18 protein-coding genes are annotated in these 18,003 nt (G+C 64.0%); 10 read left to right on the plus strand and 8 right to left on the minus strand.

The window, feature by feature from the left end:
• The first annotated feature begins 118 nt into the window (after positions 1–118).
• From HV753_RS13810 to HV753_RS13850, 9 genes are all read left to right on the plus strand, one after another.
• The gene (locus tag HV753_RS13810; RefSeq protein ID WP_175175050.1) at positions 119–562 is read left to right on the plus strand and encodes a hypothetical protein; all 444 of its coding nucleotides are present in this window, start codon (positions 119–121) and stop codon (positions 560–562) included.
• Positions 563–686: 124 nt separating this feature from the next.
• Positions 687–1,391: a glutathione S-transferase N-terminal domain-containing protein gene (locus HV753_RS13815; protein WP_175175051.1), complete on the plus strand. Its 705-nt coding sequence runs from the start codon at positions 687–689 to the stop codon at positions 1,389–1,391.
• 248 nt (positions 1,392–1,639) lie between these two features.
• Positions 1,640–2,989 (plus strand): c-type cytochrome, encoded by a 1,350-nt coding sequence (locus tag HV753_RS13820; protein WP_175175052.1) that lies wholly within the window; start codon positions 1,640–1,642, stop codon positions 2,987–2,989.
• Positions 2,982–3,902, plus strand: coding sequence for a c-type cytochrome (locus tag HV753_RS13825; RefSeq protein ID WP_175175053.1), 921 nt, complete (start codon positions 2,982–2,984; stop codon positions 3,900–3,902). Before HV753_RS13820 ends, HV753_RS13825 begins: the two co-directional genes overlap by 8 nt.
• Before the next feature lie 46 nt (positions 3,903–3,948).
• A complete protein-coding gene (locus tag HV753_RS13830; RefSeq protein WP_175175054.1) occupies positions 3,949–4,875 on the plus strand; it encodes a LysR family transcriptional regulator in 927 nt (308 codons plus the stop codon).
• Between the two features lie 77 nt (positions 4,876–4,952).
• A complete protein-coding gene (gene tcuA, locus HV753_RS13835) occupies positions 4,953–6,359 on the plus strand; it encodes an FAD-dependent tricarballylate dehydrogenase TcuA (protein WP_175175055.1) in 1,407 nt (468 codons plus the stop codon).
• Complete coding sequence (gene tcuB / locus HV753_RS13840) at positions 6,356–7,585, plus strand: tricarballylate utilization 4Fe-4S protein TcuB (protein ID WP_281370979.1); 1,230 nt, start codon at positions 6,356–6,358, stop codon at positions 7,583–7,585. Before tcuA ends, tcuB begins: the two co-directional genes overlap by 4 nt.
• Before the next feature lie 74 nt (positions 7,586–7,659).
• On the plus strand, positions 7,660–8,637 hold the full coding sequence (locus HV753_RS13845) for a Bug family tripartite tricarboxylate transporter substrate binding protein (RefSeq protein ID WP_175175056.1): 978 nt from the start codon (positions 7,660–7,662) through the stop codon (positions 8,635–8,637).
• Positions 8,638–8,670: 33 nt separating this feature from the next.
• On the plus strand, positions 8,671–9,261 hold the full coding sequence (locus HV753_RS13850) for a WG repeat-containing protein (RefSeq protein WP_175175057.1): 591 nt from the start codon (positions 8,671–8,673) through the stop codon (positions 9,259–9,261).
• 283 nt (positions 9,262–9,544) lie between these two features.
• On the opposite strand, the gene HV753_RS13855 is transcribed toward HV753_RS13850, so the two are convergent.
• The 6 genes from HV753_RS13855 to HV753_RS13880 form a co-directional block, all read right to left on the minus strand.
• On the minus strand, positions 9,545–10,291 hold the full coding sequence (locus HV753_RS13855; RefSeq protein WP_246288271.1) for a lysozyme inhibitor LprI family protein: 747 nt from the start codon (positions 10,289–10,291) through the stop codon (positions 9,545–9,547).
• A 134-nt stretch (positions 10,292–10,425) separates the two neighbouring features.
• On the minus strand, positions 10,426–11,838 hold the full coding sequence (locus HV753_RS13860; protein ID WP_175175058.1) for an aminotransferase-like domain-containing protein: 1,413 nt from the start codon (positions 11,836–11,838) through the stop codon (positions 10,426–10,428).
• A 37-nt stretch (positions 11,839–11,875) separates the two neighbouring features.
• Positions 11,876–12,019: a DUF2474 domain-containing protein gene (locus tag HV753_RS13865; RefSeq protein ID WP_175175450.1), complete on the minus strand. Its 144-nt coding sequence runs from the start codon at positions 12,017–12,019 to the stop codon at positions 11,876–11,878.
• An 8-nt stretch (positions 12,020–12,027) separates the two neighbouring features.
• Entirely contained in the window at positions 12,028–13,035 is a 1,008-nt protein-coding gene (gene cydB, locus HV753_RS13870; protein WP_175175059.1) for a cytochrome d ubiquinol oxidase subunit II, read from the minus strand.
• A 4-nt stretch (positions 13,036–13,039) separates the two neighbouring features.
• Positions 13,040–14,476, minus strand: a complete 1,437-nt coding sequence (locus tag HV753_RS13875; RefSeq protein WP_175175060.1) for a cytochrome ubiquinol oxidase subunit I — start codon at positions 14,474–14,476, stop codon at positions 13,040–13,042.
• Positions 14,477–14,775: 299 nt separating this feature from the next.
• Positions 14,776–15,471 (minus strand): alpha/beta hydrolase, encoded by a 696-nt coding sequence (locus HV753_RS13880; protein ID WP_175175061.1) that lies wholly within the window; start codon positions 15,469–15,471, stop codon positions 14,776–14,778.
• Positions 15,472–15,678: 207 nt separating this feature from the next.
• Here HV753_RS13880 and HV753_RS13885 point away from each other — a divergent pair, with 207 nt between their 5' ends.
• Positions 15,679–16,353, plus strand: a complete 675-nt coding sequence (locus HV753_RS13885; protein WP_175175062.1) for a GntR family transcriptional regulator — start codon at positions 15,679–15,681, stop codon at positions 16,351–16,353.
• Positions 16,354–16,438: 85 nt separating this feature from the next.
• On the opposite strand, the gene HV753_RS13890 is transcribed toward HV753_RS13885, so the two are convergent.
• Together HV753_RS13890 and HV753_RS13895 are read right to left on the minus strand one after the other, a co-directional pair.
• Positions 16,439–17,317 carry an EamA family transporter gene (locus tag HV753_RS13890; protein ID WP_175175063.1) on the minus strand — a complete coding sequence of 293 codons (879 nt, stop codon included), beginning with the start codon at positions 17,315–17,317 and terminating at the stop codon, positions 16,439–16,441.
• 19 nt (positions 17,318–17,336) lie between these two features.
• On the minus strand, positions 17,337–17,954 hold the full coding sequence (locus HV753_RS13895; RefSeq protein ID WP_175175064.1) for a nitroreductase family protein: 618 nt from the start codon (positions 17,952–17,954) through the stop codon (positions 17,337–17,339).
• Between the last annotated feature and the right edge of the window lie 49 nt (positions 17,955–18,003).

Here is an 18,003-nt window from a genome sequence, read left to right on the forward strand (position 1 = left end):
GAGGGATGCCCGTTACTGTAGCCCGTGTCAGACGTTCTCGGCGCGGCCTGCGCCCGGCGCCAAGCTGTGGCATGCTGCGGCCGATCTGCTTCTTCCGCGTGCGCCCCGCCACGTTGCAATGCCTACCTTCCTGCTTCGTTTTTTTGACTTCCTGCTGCTTTCCGCCGCTGCCGCGCTATTCGGCGCCTGCCTGACTTCGTTACTGACGACGGGCGCCTACGGCTGGGTGGTTCCGAATGCGCCCTATCTGTACGAGCCACGCGACTTTTTCGTGGATGCCGCCCTCGCAGGACTGGCGGGCCTGCTGTTGCTGACGCTGGCCGAACGCATTCCGGCGGTGCGGCGATCTACCGGTTGGCGGATGGGGGCAACATTGGCTGCGGCGTTGGTCGCCCTGGCCCTCGCGCCGCCCGCGCCCCTGGTATTTGGCAATACCTGGGCGCCGGGCGAGGCCCTGCGGGAATTGTTCCTGGCGCAGTGGCAGATGGTGCTGCCCATCGCGCTGGTCGCGGTGGTGCTTAGAGGCGCGGTCTGGCGGCTTTCCGCCTGGCGTGGAGGCTAGGCGGACAGCCTCCATTCAGCCAGGTCGGCCATCCGGGATTTCATTGAAATGCCCGGGATTTGCGCTAGGATTATCGGCGCAAATACCGCCTGCACCTTCCCGCCTTCCCTGGAGCCCCCCTCGCATGACTTCCCTTGATTCGTTTGCCATCACCAAGAAGTGGCCCGCTCAGCATCCCGACCGTATCCAGCTGTATTCCTTGCCCACGCCCAATGGCGTGAAGGTGTCGATCCTGCTGGAAGAACTGGGTTTGCCCTACGAGGCGCACCGCGTCAGTTTTGATACGCAGGACCAGTTTTCGCCTGAGTTCCTGTCGCTTAGCCCGAACAACAAGATTCCGGCCATCCTGGATCCCAATGGTCCGGACGGCAAGCCGTTGGCGCTGTTCGAGTCCGGCGCCATCCTGGTCTATCTGGCCAGCAAGACGGGCAAGTTGATTCCGGCCGATACCGCGGGCCGCTACGAGACGCTGCAATGGATCATGTTCCAGATGGGCGGCATCGGCCCAATGTTCGGCCAGTTGGGCTTCTTTCATAAATTCGCCGGCAAGGAATACGAAGACAAGCGCCCGCGCGACCGCTACGCGGCCGAGTCCAAGCGCTTGCTGAACGTGCTGGACCAGCGCCTGGAAGGCCGCGATTGGGTCATGGGCGATGAATACACCATTGCCGACATCGCCATCCTGCCGTGGGTGCGCAACCTGGTTGGCTTCTATGACGCTGGTGATCTGGTCGAGTTCTCGAAGTTCAAGAACATCGCCCGCGTGCTGGCAGCCTTCGTGGCCCGTCCGGCCGTGGACAGGGGCTTGACGATTCCCGCCGCCGCATAACGGCAGGCTGGGCCTAGCCGCCGCTGCATAGGAGCAGGCTGGGCCTTGCCGCCGCCGTGGCCGGCGGTGGCGGCAAGCGTGGCTTTCGAGCCACCCACTAAGGGTTTGCGAGAGATCAAACAAGCCCGCAGAAGTTATGTTTTTCAGTCATAAGCTTATTACTGAAAGGCGTAAGCTTCCTCCAAAAGCTGGACAGGCCGTACGAACTCCCCGACGTGCACGCTGCCCAGCGGATACGGAGGGTAGTAATGAGGAAGTTCGGGATCAAGGCGGTGGCCGGCCTGCTGATTGCAGCGGGCCTGGCAATCGGTGGCGCGCAGCTGCTGACCGCGAATCGCAAGACAGACACGACGGCATCCGTCGACATCCATGACAGGCGGCTGATCGAGGCCGGCGCCTATATTGCGCGCACCGGTGACTGCGTGGCCTGTCACAGCGTGCCCAATGGCAAGCCCTTCGCGGGCGGCCTGGCGATGCAGACGCCGGTGGGCACGATCTATTCGTCGAACATCACGCCCGACCAGCAGTCGGGCATCGGCAGCTACAGCTACGCCGATTTCAAGAACGCGGTGCAGCATGGCATCCGCAAGGACGGCACGCCCTTGTACCCGGCCATGCCGTATCCGTCATACGCCATCATGCCGGATACCGATATCCAGGCGCTGTATGCGTACTTCATGTCGCAGGTTGAACCCGTCAGCCAGCCCAGCGCCGATTCCACGATTCCATGGCCGCTGAACATGCGCTGGCCCATGGCGTGGTGGCAGTTGCTGTTCGCGGGCCAGCGCGATTTTGCGGCGCCAGCAGGAGCGGATGAAAAGCTGACGCGCGGGGCGTATCTGGTGGAAGGCCCGGGCCACTGCGGCGCCTGCCACACGCCACGCGGCCTGGCGTATCAGGAAAAGGCGCTGTCGCTGGCGGACGGCGATGCTTTCCTGTCAGGCGCCGTCATCGATGGCTGGCGGGCCAAGAGCCTGCGCGGCGAGGCCCAGGGCTTGCAGTCATGGAGCGCGGAAGAGATCGGCCTGTTCCTGAAGACAGGGCGCACCGACAAGGTGGCGGCGTTTGGCGCGATGGCGGATGTGGTTGAGCACAGCACCCGCTATTTCACGGATGGCGATATCGCCAGCATCGCGGCCTACCTGAAGCAGCTGCCCGCCGTCAATGGCAAGCTTGCGACCTTCCCGCCGAAGGCCGACACCACCACGGCCGCCTTGCGGGACGGCCGCTACGATGCACGCGGCGCCGTGATCTACATGGAGCAGTGCGTCGTCTGCCACCGGGCGGACGGGCAAGGCATGCCGCGTATTTTCCCCGCGCTGGCGGGCAATTCGGCGGTGTTCGCCCAGAACCCGCAGTCCATCATTCAAATCACGTTGGAAGGCGGCAAGATGCCGGCCAACGACACGGACGTGATGGCCTTTGCCATGCCGGGCTTCAAGCACCTGAGCAATCAGGACGTCACCGACGTCATCAACTTCATCCGCACGGCATGGACGAACCAGGCTCCGCCGATTGGCGAGAACGACGTCGCGCACATTCGCGATTTCCTGGCCAGCAAGAAGCCGAACATCGTCGCCGGAGGCAAGCATGAGTAAGCACACCAGGATCGCCACGTTGCTGGCGCTTGCGATTGCCGGTGGCGGCTGGATCGCCGCCTCCGCGGCGCCCGATACGCCGGCGTCAAGCGCGCCGGTGGATAGCCGCAATACCTTTGCCGTGATCGACAAGGACGGAAAACGCTTGCCCGACTACACGATCCCGTCGGATACGCAGATTGCCAAGGAACCGAATGCGGACCAGATCAACTACGGCAAACGCCTGTTGAACGAAACGCGCCGCCTGCTGCCGCAGAACACCGGTGCCAGCATGAATTGCAATAGCTGCCACGTACAGGAAGGCAAGAAGCCGATGGGGGCGCCGTACATCAACACGGTCAACACCTTTCCGCAGTTCAACCCGCGCGCGAACCGCGTGGTGTCGCTGGAGGACCGCATCAACGGCTGCTTCATGCGTTCGATGAACGGCAAGCCGCTGGAAAAGGACTCAGCGGAAATGAAGGCGATGATTGCCTACATGAAGTGGCTGGCGCAGGACGTGCCGCATGGCGCCAAGGTGCAGATCCAAAACGCCTGGCCGATCGACACCAAGCTTGTGCCCGACCCGGTGCGCGGCAAGGGCCTGTATGCCGCGCAATGTGCGTCCTGCCATGGCGCCAACGGCGAAGGCAAGAAGGACCGCGCGGGCGACATCGTGTTTCCGCCATTGTGGGGGGATGAGTCCTTCAACATCGGCGCGGGACTGGCGCGCACCTACAAGGCCGCCGCGTTCATCCGCAACAGCATGCCGATGGGGGTGAACACGCACGGCAACTGGGGTGAAGGCGATGTGCTGTCCGATCAGGACGCGGTGGACGTGGCGGAATACTTCACCCACATGCCCCGTCCGGACTTCGCTGGCAAGGACAAAGACTTCCCCAACGGCAAGAAACCCAAGGACTCGCGCTACTGAGCTTCTACAATCGGCCCTGTCATTCCTTCAGAATCCCAGGGCCGCCATGGAACTTCGCCAGTTGCGTTACTTCGTCCGCGTCGTCGAAGCGGGTAGCATTGGCCGGGCGGCCATGTCGATCGGCATGGTCACCTCTGCCCTCAGCCAGCAGATCAGCCGGCTGGAAGGCGAGCTCTCCACCCGTCTGTTGCAGCGCAGCGCCAGCGGCGTGGTGCCTACCGATGCCGGTCTGGCGTTTTTCCGTCAAGCGCAGCTTGCCCTGCGCCATGCGGATGACGCGGTGCAGGCTGCCCAGCAGGCGCGGCTGGCCGGCCACGTCAGCGTGGGCTTGCCGTCCACCACGGCGGCCATTCTTGGGGCGCCGTTCTTGCAGGCCATGAACGAGCGCTATCCCGACATCCGCCTGCATCTGGTCGAAGCGCTGTCGGGCCACTTGAGCGACATGCTCAATGGCCGCCTGCTGGACCTGGCCATCGTGTTTCACGCGGAGTCCGCACGGCGCTGGAGCATCATGCCGCTCTTGGACGAACCCTTGTTTCTTTGCGCCCGGCGTGACATGCCCGGCGTGCCCGACAGCGACACGACGCGGCTGGAAGCCATTGCCCACCTGCCGCTGGTGTTGCCCAGCGGCCGCCACGGCTTGCGGGCGCTGGTCAATAACGCTTTCCAGCAATTGGGGCAGACGCCGCGCGTGGTGGCCGAAGTGGATGGTCTGTCGCTGCTGATGGACGTGGTGCAGCTGGGCAACGCGGCCACCATCCAACCCAGCTCGGCCACGGCGCGCATCGCACCCGGCCAATTGCACATGGCGCGCATCGAAGACACCCATCTGTTTCGTTCCAATCTGTTGGCCAGCCTGTCCGACGACGAACTGTCGCCCGCCGCGCTGGCGGCCCGGCTGGTGCTGGCCGACGTGTCTCGCACGCTGGCGCGGGACGGAAAGTGGGCGGTGGTGGCTCTTCACGATTCGTGAATACCTGTTGACGCCTGCCTGATATCGCAACCGCCACCCGCTAGGTACAGTCGGCCTCTTGATTCGGGGACGATGGCATGGTGGACGTCTTGGTGGTGGGTGGGGGCAACGCGGCATTGTGCGCGGCCCTGATGGCGCGCGAGGCCGGCGCCAGCGTGATGCTGCTGGAAGCGGCGCCGCGCGAATGGCGCGGGGGCAATTCGCAACACACGCGCAACCTGCGCTGCATGCATGATGCGCCGCAGGACGTCTTGATCGAGGCGTATCCCGAAGAAGAATATTGGCAAGACTTGCTGAAGGTCACGGGCGGGCAGACCGACGAACATCTGGCGCGGCTGGTCATTCGTGAATCCTCGACGTGTCGTGACTGGATGCGCCGCCATGGCGTGAACTTCCAGCCGCCACTGTCGGGGGCGCTGCACGTGGCGCGCACCAACGCCTTCTTCATGGGCGGCGGCAAAGCCTTGGTGAATGCCTATTACCGCAGCGCGGAAGCGCTGGGCGTGCAGATTCGCTACAACGCCCCGGTGGATTCGCTGGAGCTGGAAGACGGCCGTTTCAAGGCGGCGTACATCGGCGACGAACGCATCGAAGCGCGCGCCTGTGTGCTGGCTGCCGGTGGCTTTGAGTCCAACCGGGAATGGTTGCGCGAGGCCTGGGGTCAGAACGAACGCGGAGAATGGCCGGCCGACAATTTCCTGATCCGCGGCACGCGCTTCAACATGGGCGTGCTGCTGAAATTCATGCTGGATGCCGGCGCCGATGCCATCGGCGACCCCTCCCAATCGCATTGCGTGGCCATCGATGCGCGCGCGCCCCTCTATGACGGCGGCATCTGCACGCGCATCGACTGCGTGTCGCTGGGGGTGGTGGTCAACCGCGACGCGGTGCGCTTCTACGACGAAGGCGAGGACTTCTGGCCCAAGCGCTACGCCATCTGGGGCCGTCTGACCGCGATGCAGCCGGGGCAGATCGCCTATTCCATCATTGACGCGAAGGCCATCGGCCGCTTCATGCCGCCGGTGTTCCCGGGGGTCAAGGCCGATACGCTGCCTGAACTGGCCGAGAAGCTGGGCTTGGATCCGGCCACCTTCGAGCAGACCCTGCGCGACTACAACGCCTCCTGTCGGGTTGGCACGTTTGACCACACCGCGCTGGACGATTGCCATACTGAAGGCGTCACGCCCGCCAAGACGCATTGGGCGCGGCCGATCGACACCGCGCCGTTTTACGGCTATGCGCTGCGCCCGGGCATCACCTTCACCTATCTGGGCCTGAAGGTGGACGACACCGCCGCAGTCCGATTCAACGGCGTGCCTAGCGACAACCTGTTCGTGGCCGGCGAGATGATGGCCGGCAACGTGCTGGGCAAGGGCTATACGGCGGGGGTGGGTATGTCCATCGGCACCGCGTTCGGCCGCATTGCCGGCACCCAGGCTGCCGCTGCCGCGTGCACCCAGACCCTTGCGAAGAGCACCACATGAAACCGCTTGAAGCCCTGGCCCGCGAGGCGCAGTCCTTTTCCACTCCGCATGCCGAGGCCGCGCCCGTGATGGCCGAGCAGCCCGTACGCTGGCTTGGCAAACAGGCCAAGCCGCAGGCGGATCTTCTGACCGGCGATGAAACCGAAGTGGCCCGCGTCATGCAGATCTGCAATGCCTGCCGCTATTGCGAAGGGTTCTGCGCGGTGTTCCCCGCCATGACCCGCCGTCTGGAGTTTGGCAAAGCCGATTTGAACTACCTGGCCAACCTGTGCCACAACTGCGGCGCCTGTTTGCATGCGTGCCAATACGCGCCGCCGCACGAGTTCGCGGTGAACGTGCCGCAGGCCATGGCCAAGGTCCGGGTGCAGACCTATACCGATTACGCCTGGCCGGCGGCGCTGGGCACGCTGTACAAGCGCAATGGCCTGGCGTTGTCGTTGGCTACCGCTGCCGGCCTGGCGCTGTTCCTGGTGCTGGCGGTGTTGATGGCGGGCGGCTTGTTCCACGAGCCGATGGCTGGAAATTTCTATGCCGTGTTCCCGCACAACACGCTGGCGCTGATGTTCGGTGTGGTGTTCGGCTTCTCGATGCTGGCGTTGGGCGTGGGCGTGACGCGCTTCTGGCGCAACATCAGCCCGGGGGCGGCTTCCGGCGCTGCGGTGGCCGAAGCGGCGCATGACGCGCTGCGGCTGCGCTATCTGGATGGCGGACATGGCAAGGGCTGCAACAACGCGGACGATGCATTCACGCTGTGGCGACGCCGGTTCCACCACTTCACGTTCTATGGCTTCATGCTGTGTTTTGCCGCCACCTGCGTGGCGACGCTGTACCACTATCTGTTGGGCCAGCAGGCACCGTATCCGTTCTGGAGCGCACCGGTGCTGTTGGGCACCACGGGTGGCATTGGCTTGCTGATTGGACCGGCGGGATTGCTCTGGTTGAACATCAAGCGCCATCCGCAACAGGGTGACGCGGCGCAAAAGCCAATGGACCGCGGCTTCATCATGCTGCTGTTCCTGACCAGCGCCACGGGCCTGGCGTTGCTGGCGGGACGTGACGGCAGCGCAATGGCGTTGCTCTTGGCGATCCACCTGGGCGTGGTGATGGCGCTGTTCCTGACGCTGCCTTACGGCAAGTTCGCCCACGGCATCTATCGATCCGCCGCGCTGCTGAAGTGGTCCATTGAAAAGCGCCAACCCAACAAGCTGCAACTGGGGTCCGACTGATCGGCCCCCGTCCCATGTGGACATGACGGCGCCCCTTGAAGACGCCGCATTCAATGACAAACCAGGAGACTTCCATGTTCCGTACCCGACTGCTGGCGCGCGTTGCGCTGGCTGCCTGTCTGTCGCCGGCGCTGCCGGCGGCATACGCGCAAACCTTTCCCACCAAACCGATCACGCTGGTGGTGCCGCATTCGGCCGGTGGCACCTCGGATATCCTGGCCCGCACCGTTGCGGCGGAAGCCGCCAAGACCTTGGGCCAGACCATCGTCATCGACAACAAGGGCGGAGCCAACGGCACCATCGCGGCCAAGCAGGTCGCCTCATCCGCGCCTGACGGCTACATGTTGCTGCTGGCCACCGCCAGCACGCACGGCATCAATCCGTCGCTGTACTCGCGTATTTCCTACGACGCAGTGAAGGACTTCACGCCCGTCACGCTGCTGGCGACGGTGCCGAATGTGCTGGTCGTTGGCCCCAATGTGAAGGCCGCGAGCGTTCAGGAGTTGATCGCCTACATCCGGTCGCGCGGCGACAAGACGAACATGGGGTCGGCGGGCGCGGGCACGCCGGGGCATCTGGCGGGCGAAATGTTCAAGAGCGCAGCCAAGCTGCAATTCACGCATGTGCCCTACAAGGGCGGCAGCCCAGCCATCACCGATCTGATCGGCGGCCAGATTGATTTCATGTTCACCACCATCCCAGGCGTGTTGCCGCACGTGAAGGCGGGCACCCTGCGCGCGCTGGCCGTGACCTCGCCCCAACGCTCGTCGGCCATGCCTGACGTGCCGACGATGGCTGAATCGGGTTTGCCCGGCTTCCAGGCCGTGTCCTGGCACGGCATCGTCGCACCCGCAGGCACGCCGGATGCGGTCGTCGCCGCGCTGAATTCGGCTCTTAGCGGGGCGCTGGCGGCGCCTGCCGTCAAGCAACGCCTGATGGAAGAGGGGGCGCAGGCGTCCAGCGTGAATACCGCCGAATTCGGCAAGTTCATCCAGTCGGAAATCGCGACGTGGGCGCAGGCCGTCAAGGATTCGGGCGCGACCGCCAACTGAGACGCGCCGCCCCTGCATGCTAGGATTCCCGGCATGCTTTCTACCTTGCTGTTTTCACTGCTGGCGGCCGTGCCTGCGGGCACCGCCGCATTCGACTTGAACTGTCATTACGCCCAGAAGGACGAAGGCGGAATGATGGAACCCGCTGAGCATTGCGCGCGCCTGGCCGAGGACACCTTGGTGTTTCGGCCCGAGGTGTTGCGCTTGATGGACTACAACGCCGATGGCTTGTCGCCGGTGTTCGTCAACCGCTCCTGGCATTGGGTCCGGCCCGACGGCAAGTCGGCGGCGGTGCTGACCTACGACAATTTCGCCGACGACTTTGAAGCGGGGCTGACACGCGGCCCCTGGTCCGGGGGCATGGCCTATTACGACACCCAACTGAATCGCGTGCTGGCCACGCCCTATGAATGGGTCGACCGGTTCAGCGGGGGCCTGGCCGTCGTGTGTGAAGGCTGCCGCAAGATGCTCACGCCGGACGGCGAACACAGCTTCATGTCGGGCGGCGAATGGGGCGCGATCGACCGCCAGGGCACGCTTGTGTTGCCGCTGCGGCCGGACGCGGCATCGCTGCTGCGCGAGGTCGAGGCGGCACGCGCGGCCGCCCCGTCCACGGCAGGATAGACCCGGCTAGAACTTGTACCGCAGCTGCGCAAATACGTTGCGCGGCGCCCCATAGAAGACCGGGTTGTTGTTGCCCATGCCCGAGTAATAGTGCCTGTCCAGCAGACTATTTACCCCAAGCCGGTGTTTGCTCAAGCAGCCTCGGCCGGCACTTCAGGCAGCAGCCCACGGGCCGCCGCCTGGGCGGCTGCTGTGCGTCTCTTCTTCATCGGCATATCCATGATCCTTAGTCCTCATGATATGCCTCGCACACAAAATCACGGATAGGCCCGGGCGCTTACCATCAACCGCCATAGCATTGCGCGTAAGTAAAGTCGACCAAGCGCTTGTCTGAGGCATCCTGTGGCGTGGACGGCTCTACTTGGAAATGCCCGAACATATCGTCGTTGCAGATCCTCACGTTCTTGCGCTGCGTACCTTCCTGCAATACGCAGGAGCCGCCAAAACTGTGATTACTCCCAGCGACGCCAACCGGTAGATCAATCAGCCGGCTACAACCGATGATTCGGCCGTTTTGCTTCTGATGCGCCAACGATTGGTTGAACGATTCAACACGGGAGTTGGGATCACGAATCGACACAACATTCACGCATTCGCCACTAGCGGTTTGGTTGCCCGGCAGCTTGCAGTCTGAGTACACCTCGCCATTGGCAATGTGTTCCTCATTACGCGCCAGCATGGCGATGCGGGTTGTGTATGCTTGCTGCAAGCAGGCGCTGTCTTGACAAATGTCACGAGCGTATTTAATCCAGTTGCGCTGTTCTTTGGTCAATTCTTTCTTGCCATAGGCATTGGTTGCGGCTAGCGCTGTTTCATAGGCCCCTTGCAATTTTCCATCCAGCGCGGATGTCTCGGCATCGCTACAGATCAACCTTTCCGTAGTGCCCGCGGCCTTGTTGCAATCAAAACTGGCGGCTTGGGCGCCAGCCCATAGCGTTGCAAGGCCCAACGTAAAGAGAAGCTTCATCGCAGGTGTGTACCGTACCTTCAGTGCGTGAGCGGGTGGGCGTGTTGAATGCGGCTGGGTCATGATCCTATCTTCTCAAGTTGTATGTCGATGATGTCTTGCGTACAGCACAACACATTTCCCTCGTGACACGTCAAATGAGTTTAATAGGAATAACGCTCATTTATCGCTTGGAACGCCGCCCAAGACAATCACGGCTATGCGCTTGCCAGCAGCTTGCCCAACGTTGCCATCCCTTGTTCCAGCTCCACGCTCCACGGATGGCCGTGATTCAGCCGCAGGAAATTCCCGAACGCGCCGGACGATGAGAACAACGGCCCTGGCGCGACGCTGATGCCGTGGTCCAGTGCGGCGCGGTGCACCTTCAGTGTGTCGATGTGCGCGGGCAGTTCCACCCAGACGAAATAGCCGCCCGCCGGCCGCGTGGCGCGCGTGCCCTTGGGGAAGTAGCGGGCCACGGCTTGCAGCAGTTCGCCTTGCTGCAAGGCCAGCGCCTGGCGGAACTGGCGCAGGTGACGGTCGAAGCCGCCTTTTTCCAGATACGCCGCGATGGCGGCCTGCGTGGGTGCGGCGGTCGCCAGGCTGGTGGTCAGCTTGTTGCGCATGATCTTGCGCGTATAGCGTCCGGCCGCCACCCAGCCCACGCGATAGCCCGGCGCCAGCGTCTTGGAAAACGACGAGCAGTGCATCACGATGCCCTCGGTGTCGAAGGCCTTGGCGGGGCGGGGCCGGGTTTCGCCGAAATAGAGTTCGCCGTAAACGTCGTCTTCAATCAGCGCCACGCCATGTTTGGTCAGCAGCTTGACCAGCGCTTCCTTCTTGCTGTCAGGCATCAGGCTGCCCAGCGGATTCTGGAAGGTGGTCATCAGCCAGCAGGCGCGCGGGCGGTGCTGCAAGATGGCTTGCTCCAGCGCTTGCAGGTCGATGCCTTCACGCGGGTGCGTCGCCACTTCGATGGCGTGCAGCTGATTGCGTTCCAGCGATTGCAGCGCGGCGTAGAACGTGGGGGACTCAACGATCACGGCGTCGCCCGGGTTCGTGACCGCCGCCAGGCTCAGGTTCAGCGCATCCAGCGCGCCATTGGTGATGATGATGTCGTCCACCGGCACGGATAGGCCGTCGGCCAGGTAGCGCAGCGCGATGGCCCGGCGCAAGGCTGCGTCGCCGGGGCTGAGATCGTCGATGGAGCCCCAGGGATCCAGCCGTTGCACGGTGGACGCCATGAACTTGGCCAACCGCCCATAAGGCAGCAGCGACGGGCTGGGGAAGGCGGAGCCAAACGGCACCATGTCGCGGCGCAAGGTGGCGTTGAGCACTTGCAGCACGTTGTCGCTGACGTCGACCGGGTGGCGGCCCGCGCTGGCGCTGGACAGCCCGTCCAGTTCAGGCAAGGCAGCGTGTGGTGCGCGCAGCACGTAATAGCCTGAGCGGTCGCGGGCGCGGATCAGCCCGCGAGCCTCCAGCAGGTAATAGGCCTTGAACACCGTGGACGGACTGACACCGCGGCTGGTGCTCGTCTGCCGTACCGAGGGAAGGCGGTCGCCTACTTGCAGCAGGCCTGATCGGATCGAGGCGGTGATGTCTTCTGTCAGCTTTTCGTAGCGCTTCATGGCGTGTCCGTTTTTGTAGTCCGGTGGGGCGTGCGCGTCAGGTCGACATGCCCAGGGTTCTCATGACCAGGCGCAGCGCATACGCCGCCACACCCAGCGCGGCAACGCTGCTTGCCCAGATCAGTGCCAGCCATAGCAGGCGGCTGCGCCATGAGGATGGCGCGGGGGAGGGTCGGTTCATGGCGTTCATCAGTGGAACTCCTCGCCGGTGCGGACCTTGCCGCGGAATACGTAGTACGACCAAGCGGTGTACATCAGGATAATGGGAATGATCAGCAAGGCTCCCACCAATGCGAAGCCCAGGCTTTGCGGTGGCGCAGCCGCGGTCCAGATAGACACATCCGGCGGGATGATCGCGGGCCAGATGCTGATGCCCAGGCCGCTGTAGGCCAGGAACACCAGGCACAGCGACAGCATGAAGGGGCCGGCGACGGGGGCGCCCCGCACGCGGCGGATCAGGTCGAAGCCGGCCGTCGCCACCAGCACGGGCACCGGGAAAAACCAGAACATGTTGGGCAAGCTGAACCAGCGCTGCGCGATCTGCGGCTGCGCCAGCGGCGTCCAGATGCTAAGCGCCGCGATGACGGCCAGCAGCGTCAGGGTCAGCGGCCGTGCGATGGCGCACATGTGACGGTGCAGCCGGCCTTCGGTCTTCATGATCAGCCAGGTGCAGCCCAGCAGCGCATAGCCCGCCACCAAACCCAGACCCGTGAACATCGAGAACGGACTGATCCAATCCCACGCCCCGCCTTGGTAAGCGCGGTTCACCACCGGGATGCCTTCGATGTAGGCGCCTAGCGTGACGCCCTGGAAGAAGGTGGCGCACACCGACCCGAACACGAAGGCGCGATCCCACAAGGGGCGGTGGTGCTCGTCCGCCTTGAAGCGGAACTCGAACGCGACCCCCCGGAAAATCAGTCCCAGCAGCATGAAGACCAGCGGCAGGTGCAAGGCGCTGAGAATGACGGAATAGGCCAGCGGAAACGCCGCCATCAGCCCCGCGCCGCCCAGCACCAGCCAGGTCTCGTTGCCGTCCCAGACGGGCGCCACGGTGTTGACCATGACGTCGCGTTCCTCGCGGTCGCGGATCAGCGGAAAGAGGATGCCGATGCCCAGATCGAAACCATCCATGATCACATACATCATCACGCCAAACAGGATGATGACGGCCCATATCAGTGCAAGATCGATACCCATGGCATCAGGCTCCTGAATGCTTGTGTTGCGCGGTGTCGACGCCCGCCTGCGTGGATGCGGCGGACAACGGGCGTGATGGTTGCCGGGGTTCTCCCGGGCCTCCGGACAGGGGCGCATGGCCTGGTGCCGGGCTGGGACCCATGCGGATCAACCGCAACATGTAAGACACGCCAGCGCCGAAGACAAACAGATACACGATGACGAACAGCGCCAGCGTCAGGGTCAGTTCGCCCAACCCGTGCGGCGTGGCCGCATCCGCCGTGCGCATCACGCCGTAGACGATCCAGGGCTGGCGGCCGATTTCGGTCACATACCAGCCAGCCAGCATCGCCACCAGACCCGACGGTCCCATCCACAGGGCAAAGCGCTGTAGCGCGCGCGATTCATACAGGCGGCCGCGCCAGCGCGTCCACAGCGCCCACCCAGCCAGCAGAATCATCAGCATGCCCAGCCCCGCCATGACGCGGAAGGACCAGAACACGACGGTGGCGTTGGGCCGGTCTTCGGGCGGGTACGACTTCAGCCCGGGAAACTGGCCGTCCCAGCTATGCGTGAGGATCAGGCTGCCCAGGCGCGGCACGTTCAGCGCAAAGCGGGTTTCCTCGCGTTCCATGTCGGGAATGCCGAAGAGCGTCAACGGCACGCCTGCGCCCGGCTCGTTTTCCCAGTGGCCTTCGATGGCGGCGATCTTGGCGGGTTGGTGCTTCAGCGTGTTCAAACCATGGATGTCGCCGACCACCGCTTGCAGCGGCGCGACCAGCAGCAGCATGCCCATTGCCATCGCGAACATTTTCTTCACGGCCGGGGTCCGATCCCCACGCAACAGGTGCCAGGCGCCGGAGGCTCCCACCAACAGCGCGGTGGCCAGGAAGGCGGCAATGCCCATGTGCGCCAGGCGGTAGGGGAACGATGGGTTGAAGATCACGGCCAGCCAGTCGGTGGGCACGACACGGCCGTCCAGGATTTCGTAGCCGGCCGGCGTTTGCATCCAGCTGTTGGACGCCAGGATCCAGGTGGCCGACACCAGCGTGCCGAGCGCCACCATGATGGTCGAGAAGAAGTGCAGGCCGGGGCCCACGCGCGACCAGCCAAACAGCATCACGCCCAGGAAGCCGGCTTCCAGGAAGAAGGCGGTCAGCACTTCATAGGCCAGCAGCGGACCCGTCACACTGCCCGCGAAATCGGAGAAGAAGCTCCAATTGGTGCCGAATTGATAGGCCATCACCAGGCCGGACACGACGCCCATGCCGAAATTGACGGCGAAGATCTTGGTCCAGAAATGGTAGAGGTCGCGATAGACGGTTTTTTGCGTTCGCAACCACAGGCCTTCCAGTACGGCCAGATAGCTGGCCAGGCCGATGGTGATGGCGGGGAAAATGATGTGAAACGAGATGGTGAAGCCGAACTGTATTCGGGCAAGCAATAGCGCGTCGCTATCCATAGCGGTCTTCCTGACTTCGTCGCCGGCACGGGAAACCGTCACAAGACGGCATGCGCAGACGGGTGTTGAACCTACAGAACGAAGTTAGGGCGCGGGCACTGATTAGTACAGATTCAGAAAATGGAAAAAAAAGCGGATCAGTTTGACTTGAATTCCGCCTTTATCTCAATGCTTCATAGGGAAAATGCAGGCATATCAGAATTTTGCGGGTTGCTGCCGTTACAAAAAAGGCAGTACAGAGGACGGCACTGCGTCCCCTGATACGGTGCTTTTGGGGAAGACGGGTCTTCCCCCTGGGCTTAGGCTGCGCAGGCCTTTGCAGCCTCGTCGATCAAGCCGGCGACGTCTGCCGAGCGAGACGCCAGCGATGCATGGCTGGCATCAAGTGTGAGGGTCTTGCGGGTGTTCATCCGACTCGCCATCCGCGTTTGGTTTTCGGGGGCGATCATGCGGTCCTGGCTGGAGATCTGATACCACGACGGTTTGTTGCGCCATGCGGGCGTGGATACCGTATCGCCGAATGTGCTGGCCAGCGGTGCCTTCTGGGTGACGCTCATGACCAGCCCTTCGTCGGCGGGCAGGTCCTGGCAGAAGCTCTCGTGGAACTTGTCAGCCCGCAGCCACAGGTAGCCGTCGCTATCGGGGGCCAGATTGGGGGCGGCGACGGGCGGGTGTTCTTGCGTGATCCCGCCGGGGCTTTCACCCGCATCCGGGGCAAACGCCGCGATGTAAACCAGGCCGGCCACATTGGGCTGGTTGCCGGCCTCGGTGATCACTGCGCCGCCATACGAATGGCCCACCAACAGGACGGGCCCCTTTTGCTGGGCAATCATCTTGCGCGTGCGTTCCGCGTCTTCCGCCAGCGAGGTCAGCGGCACTTCAACGGCATGCAGGTCCTGGTAGCCTTTGCGCGACAGTTCCACGATGACGCGGGCCCAATGGGCGGCGCCGCCCCAGAATCCATGGACCAGGATGATGCTTGGTTTGCTGCTCATGGTGTGACTCCACGGGTGTAGGAGCAACGATCATGCCTCGGATGGGCGTGTCACACGATCAAATTTCACTATCGGGACAGGCGTGGGCTCGCGATTGCGCGCGTTTCTCGCCATCGGTCCATTGGGCTACGATGAGGCCCGCCGGATCAACCTGCATGGTGCTTTTTCGCAGGCCGCCGTCCTTCGCTTCAGAGATACCCGATCGTCATGAGCATTACCCAAACGAAGGGCTCGTCCCGTCAAGCCCAGGCCTTGCCACACCGCATTCGCGATCAGCTGCGTCACGACATCCTCACGGGCGCCTTGCCCGCGGGGACACCCCTTAAGCAAGACGCCTTGGCCGCGCGTTTCCAGGCCAGCCGCATTCCCGTGCGAGAGGCGCTGCGCCAGCTGGAAACCGAAGGTCTGGTGGCTTATCCCCTGAACCGTGGCGCTGTGGTCATCCGCATGGATGTGGAGCAGATCTGCGAATTGCTCGACATCCGGATGGCGTTGGAAGGCCATGCGGTACGCGCGGGCGTGCCGAACATGGCGCGGGCGGATCTGGATGCGCTCGATGCCATTCTGCGTGCCTATGACGATGCGGCTTCCGTGCCCGAGCGGACGGAGTTGAATCGCCGGTTCCATCTGGCCCCGTGCGCCCCGGCAAACAATACGCGGCTGCGCCGCTTGATCGAAGAATACGGCTTGAGCACCGCTCGCTACACGGACGAAGCGCGGTTGCAGGCGACAGGCCAGGATGGCCCGCAGGCGGACTATCACCGCATCCTGGACGCCTGCCGCAATCAGGACGGCGATCTGGCCGCACGCCTGGTCGAAGCGCACATTCTGGAAACCAAGAAGAACCTGGTTGCGATGCATCGCATGCAGCAAGACGGCTGAAGGCCGGGTCGGGCCTTCAGTCGGGGGGGCAGGCCTTCAGAGGAGGCGCTGAAGACAGGGATCGAAGCGGTACAGAAACCGGACCCTAAGCCGTCCGGCCAGCCAGGGGCGCCGCCGGCAGCCGTTGGGCGCGTTGGCTCAGCCACACGCTGGCCACCACGATTGCCATGCCCATCATTTGCGCGGCGCTCAGGCTTTGGCCCAGCACTCCCCACCCCAACAGCACCGCCGAGATCGGGCTAAGAAAGCCCAGGGATGACACCACGGCGGGTTCCAGCCTTGCCACGCCCCGAAACCACAGCACGTAGGTCAGCGCAGCGCCGATCAGGCCCAGATACGCCAGACCCGTCACATTCAATGCCGTCAGCGGCGGCAAGGCGGGTTCGGCCAGCAACGCCACGGGCAGCAGCAGGATGCCGCCCGCGGTCAGCTGCCACGACGTGAAGGTCAACGCCGACACGGGCGGCTGCCAGCGTCGGCTGAGCACGGTGCCCAAACCCATGGAAGCCGCGCTTGCCAGCCCGGCGGCGATGCCCACCGGATCCAGCGTCGCTTTGGGCGTCAACACCAGCAGTGCCACACCGGCCAGGCCGCTTATCGCCGCCACGACGGACAGGCTGCGGATAGGAGAACCCAGCAGCACGCGGGCAAGCAGAATCACCACCAGCGGCTGAATCGCGCCCAAGGTGGCGGCCACGCCGCCCGGCAGGCGATAGGCCGCGACAAACAGCAAGGCCCAGAACACCGAGAAATTCAGCGCGCCCAGGATGAACGTGCGCAACCACCAGATGCCCTGCGGCAACTGACGCACCGCCAGCAGCAATAGGATGCCGGCAGGCAGCGCGCGCAGCATGGCAACGGTCAGCGGATAGTCCGCCGGCAGCATCAGCGTCGTGACGACATAGGTGCTGCCCCAGATGGCGGGCGCCAGCGCGGTCAACAGAAGATCAGAACTGCGGCTCATGGTGTGGCTCCTGGTGGGCTCAGGCCAGCTCTAGCACGTCAGTGACGGGACGGCGAGGCTTCTGCGGCCAATTGCCGGGCTTGGCATAACCCATGGCGACCAGCATCACCGGTACCTCATCGGGTCGCAAGCCGAAGGCGTCGGCGACACCCACGGGATCGAAGCCCGTCATGGGGCTGGCCGACAGCCCTTGCGCCTGACCGGCCAGCATCAGCGTCGACGCGCCGAACGTGGCGCTGCGCACCGCTTCGTCACGTTGCGTCTGCGGGGCGTCTGTGTAGAGCTGGCTGGCGGCGGTCTCCCATGACGGGACCATGCCGGCGGGCATGAAGCCGGCCGCCACCGACGGTTGCAGGCGATCGGCCGTCCAGGCGGCTTGCGGCAGCACGCCCACCACAATGAAGGTCACCGCGGCGTCGGTGACTTTGGGCTGGTTCCAGGCCAGTTCGCGCAGGCGGCGCTTGCCAGCGTCGCTGCGCACGGCGATGAAGCGCCAGTTCTGCAAGTTGAAGGCGGTGGGCGCGCGGGTGGCCCACGCGATCAGGGTGTGCAGCTGATCGTCTTCCAGCGTGCGGGCCGGGTCGAAGAAGTTGACGGAAGTGCGGGCGGCGATGGCGTCGGTCAGGGGGTGATTCATGGTGGTCTCATTCAATCAGTCGGGGGCGTGGCCGGCGGTATTGCACGTT

This window comes from Achromobacter pestifer (genome assembly GCF_902859625.1).
Classification (GTDB): Bacteria; Pseudomonadota; Gammaproteobacteria; order Burkholderiales; family Burkholderiaceae_B; genus Achromobacter; species Achromobacter pestifer.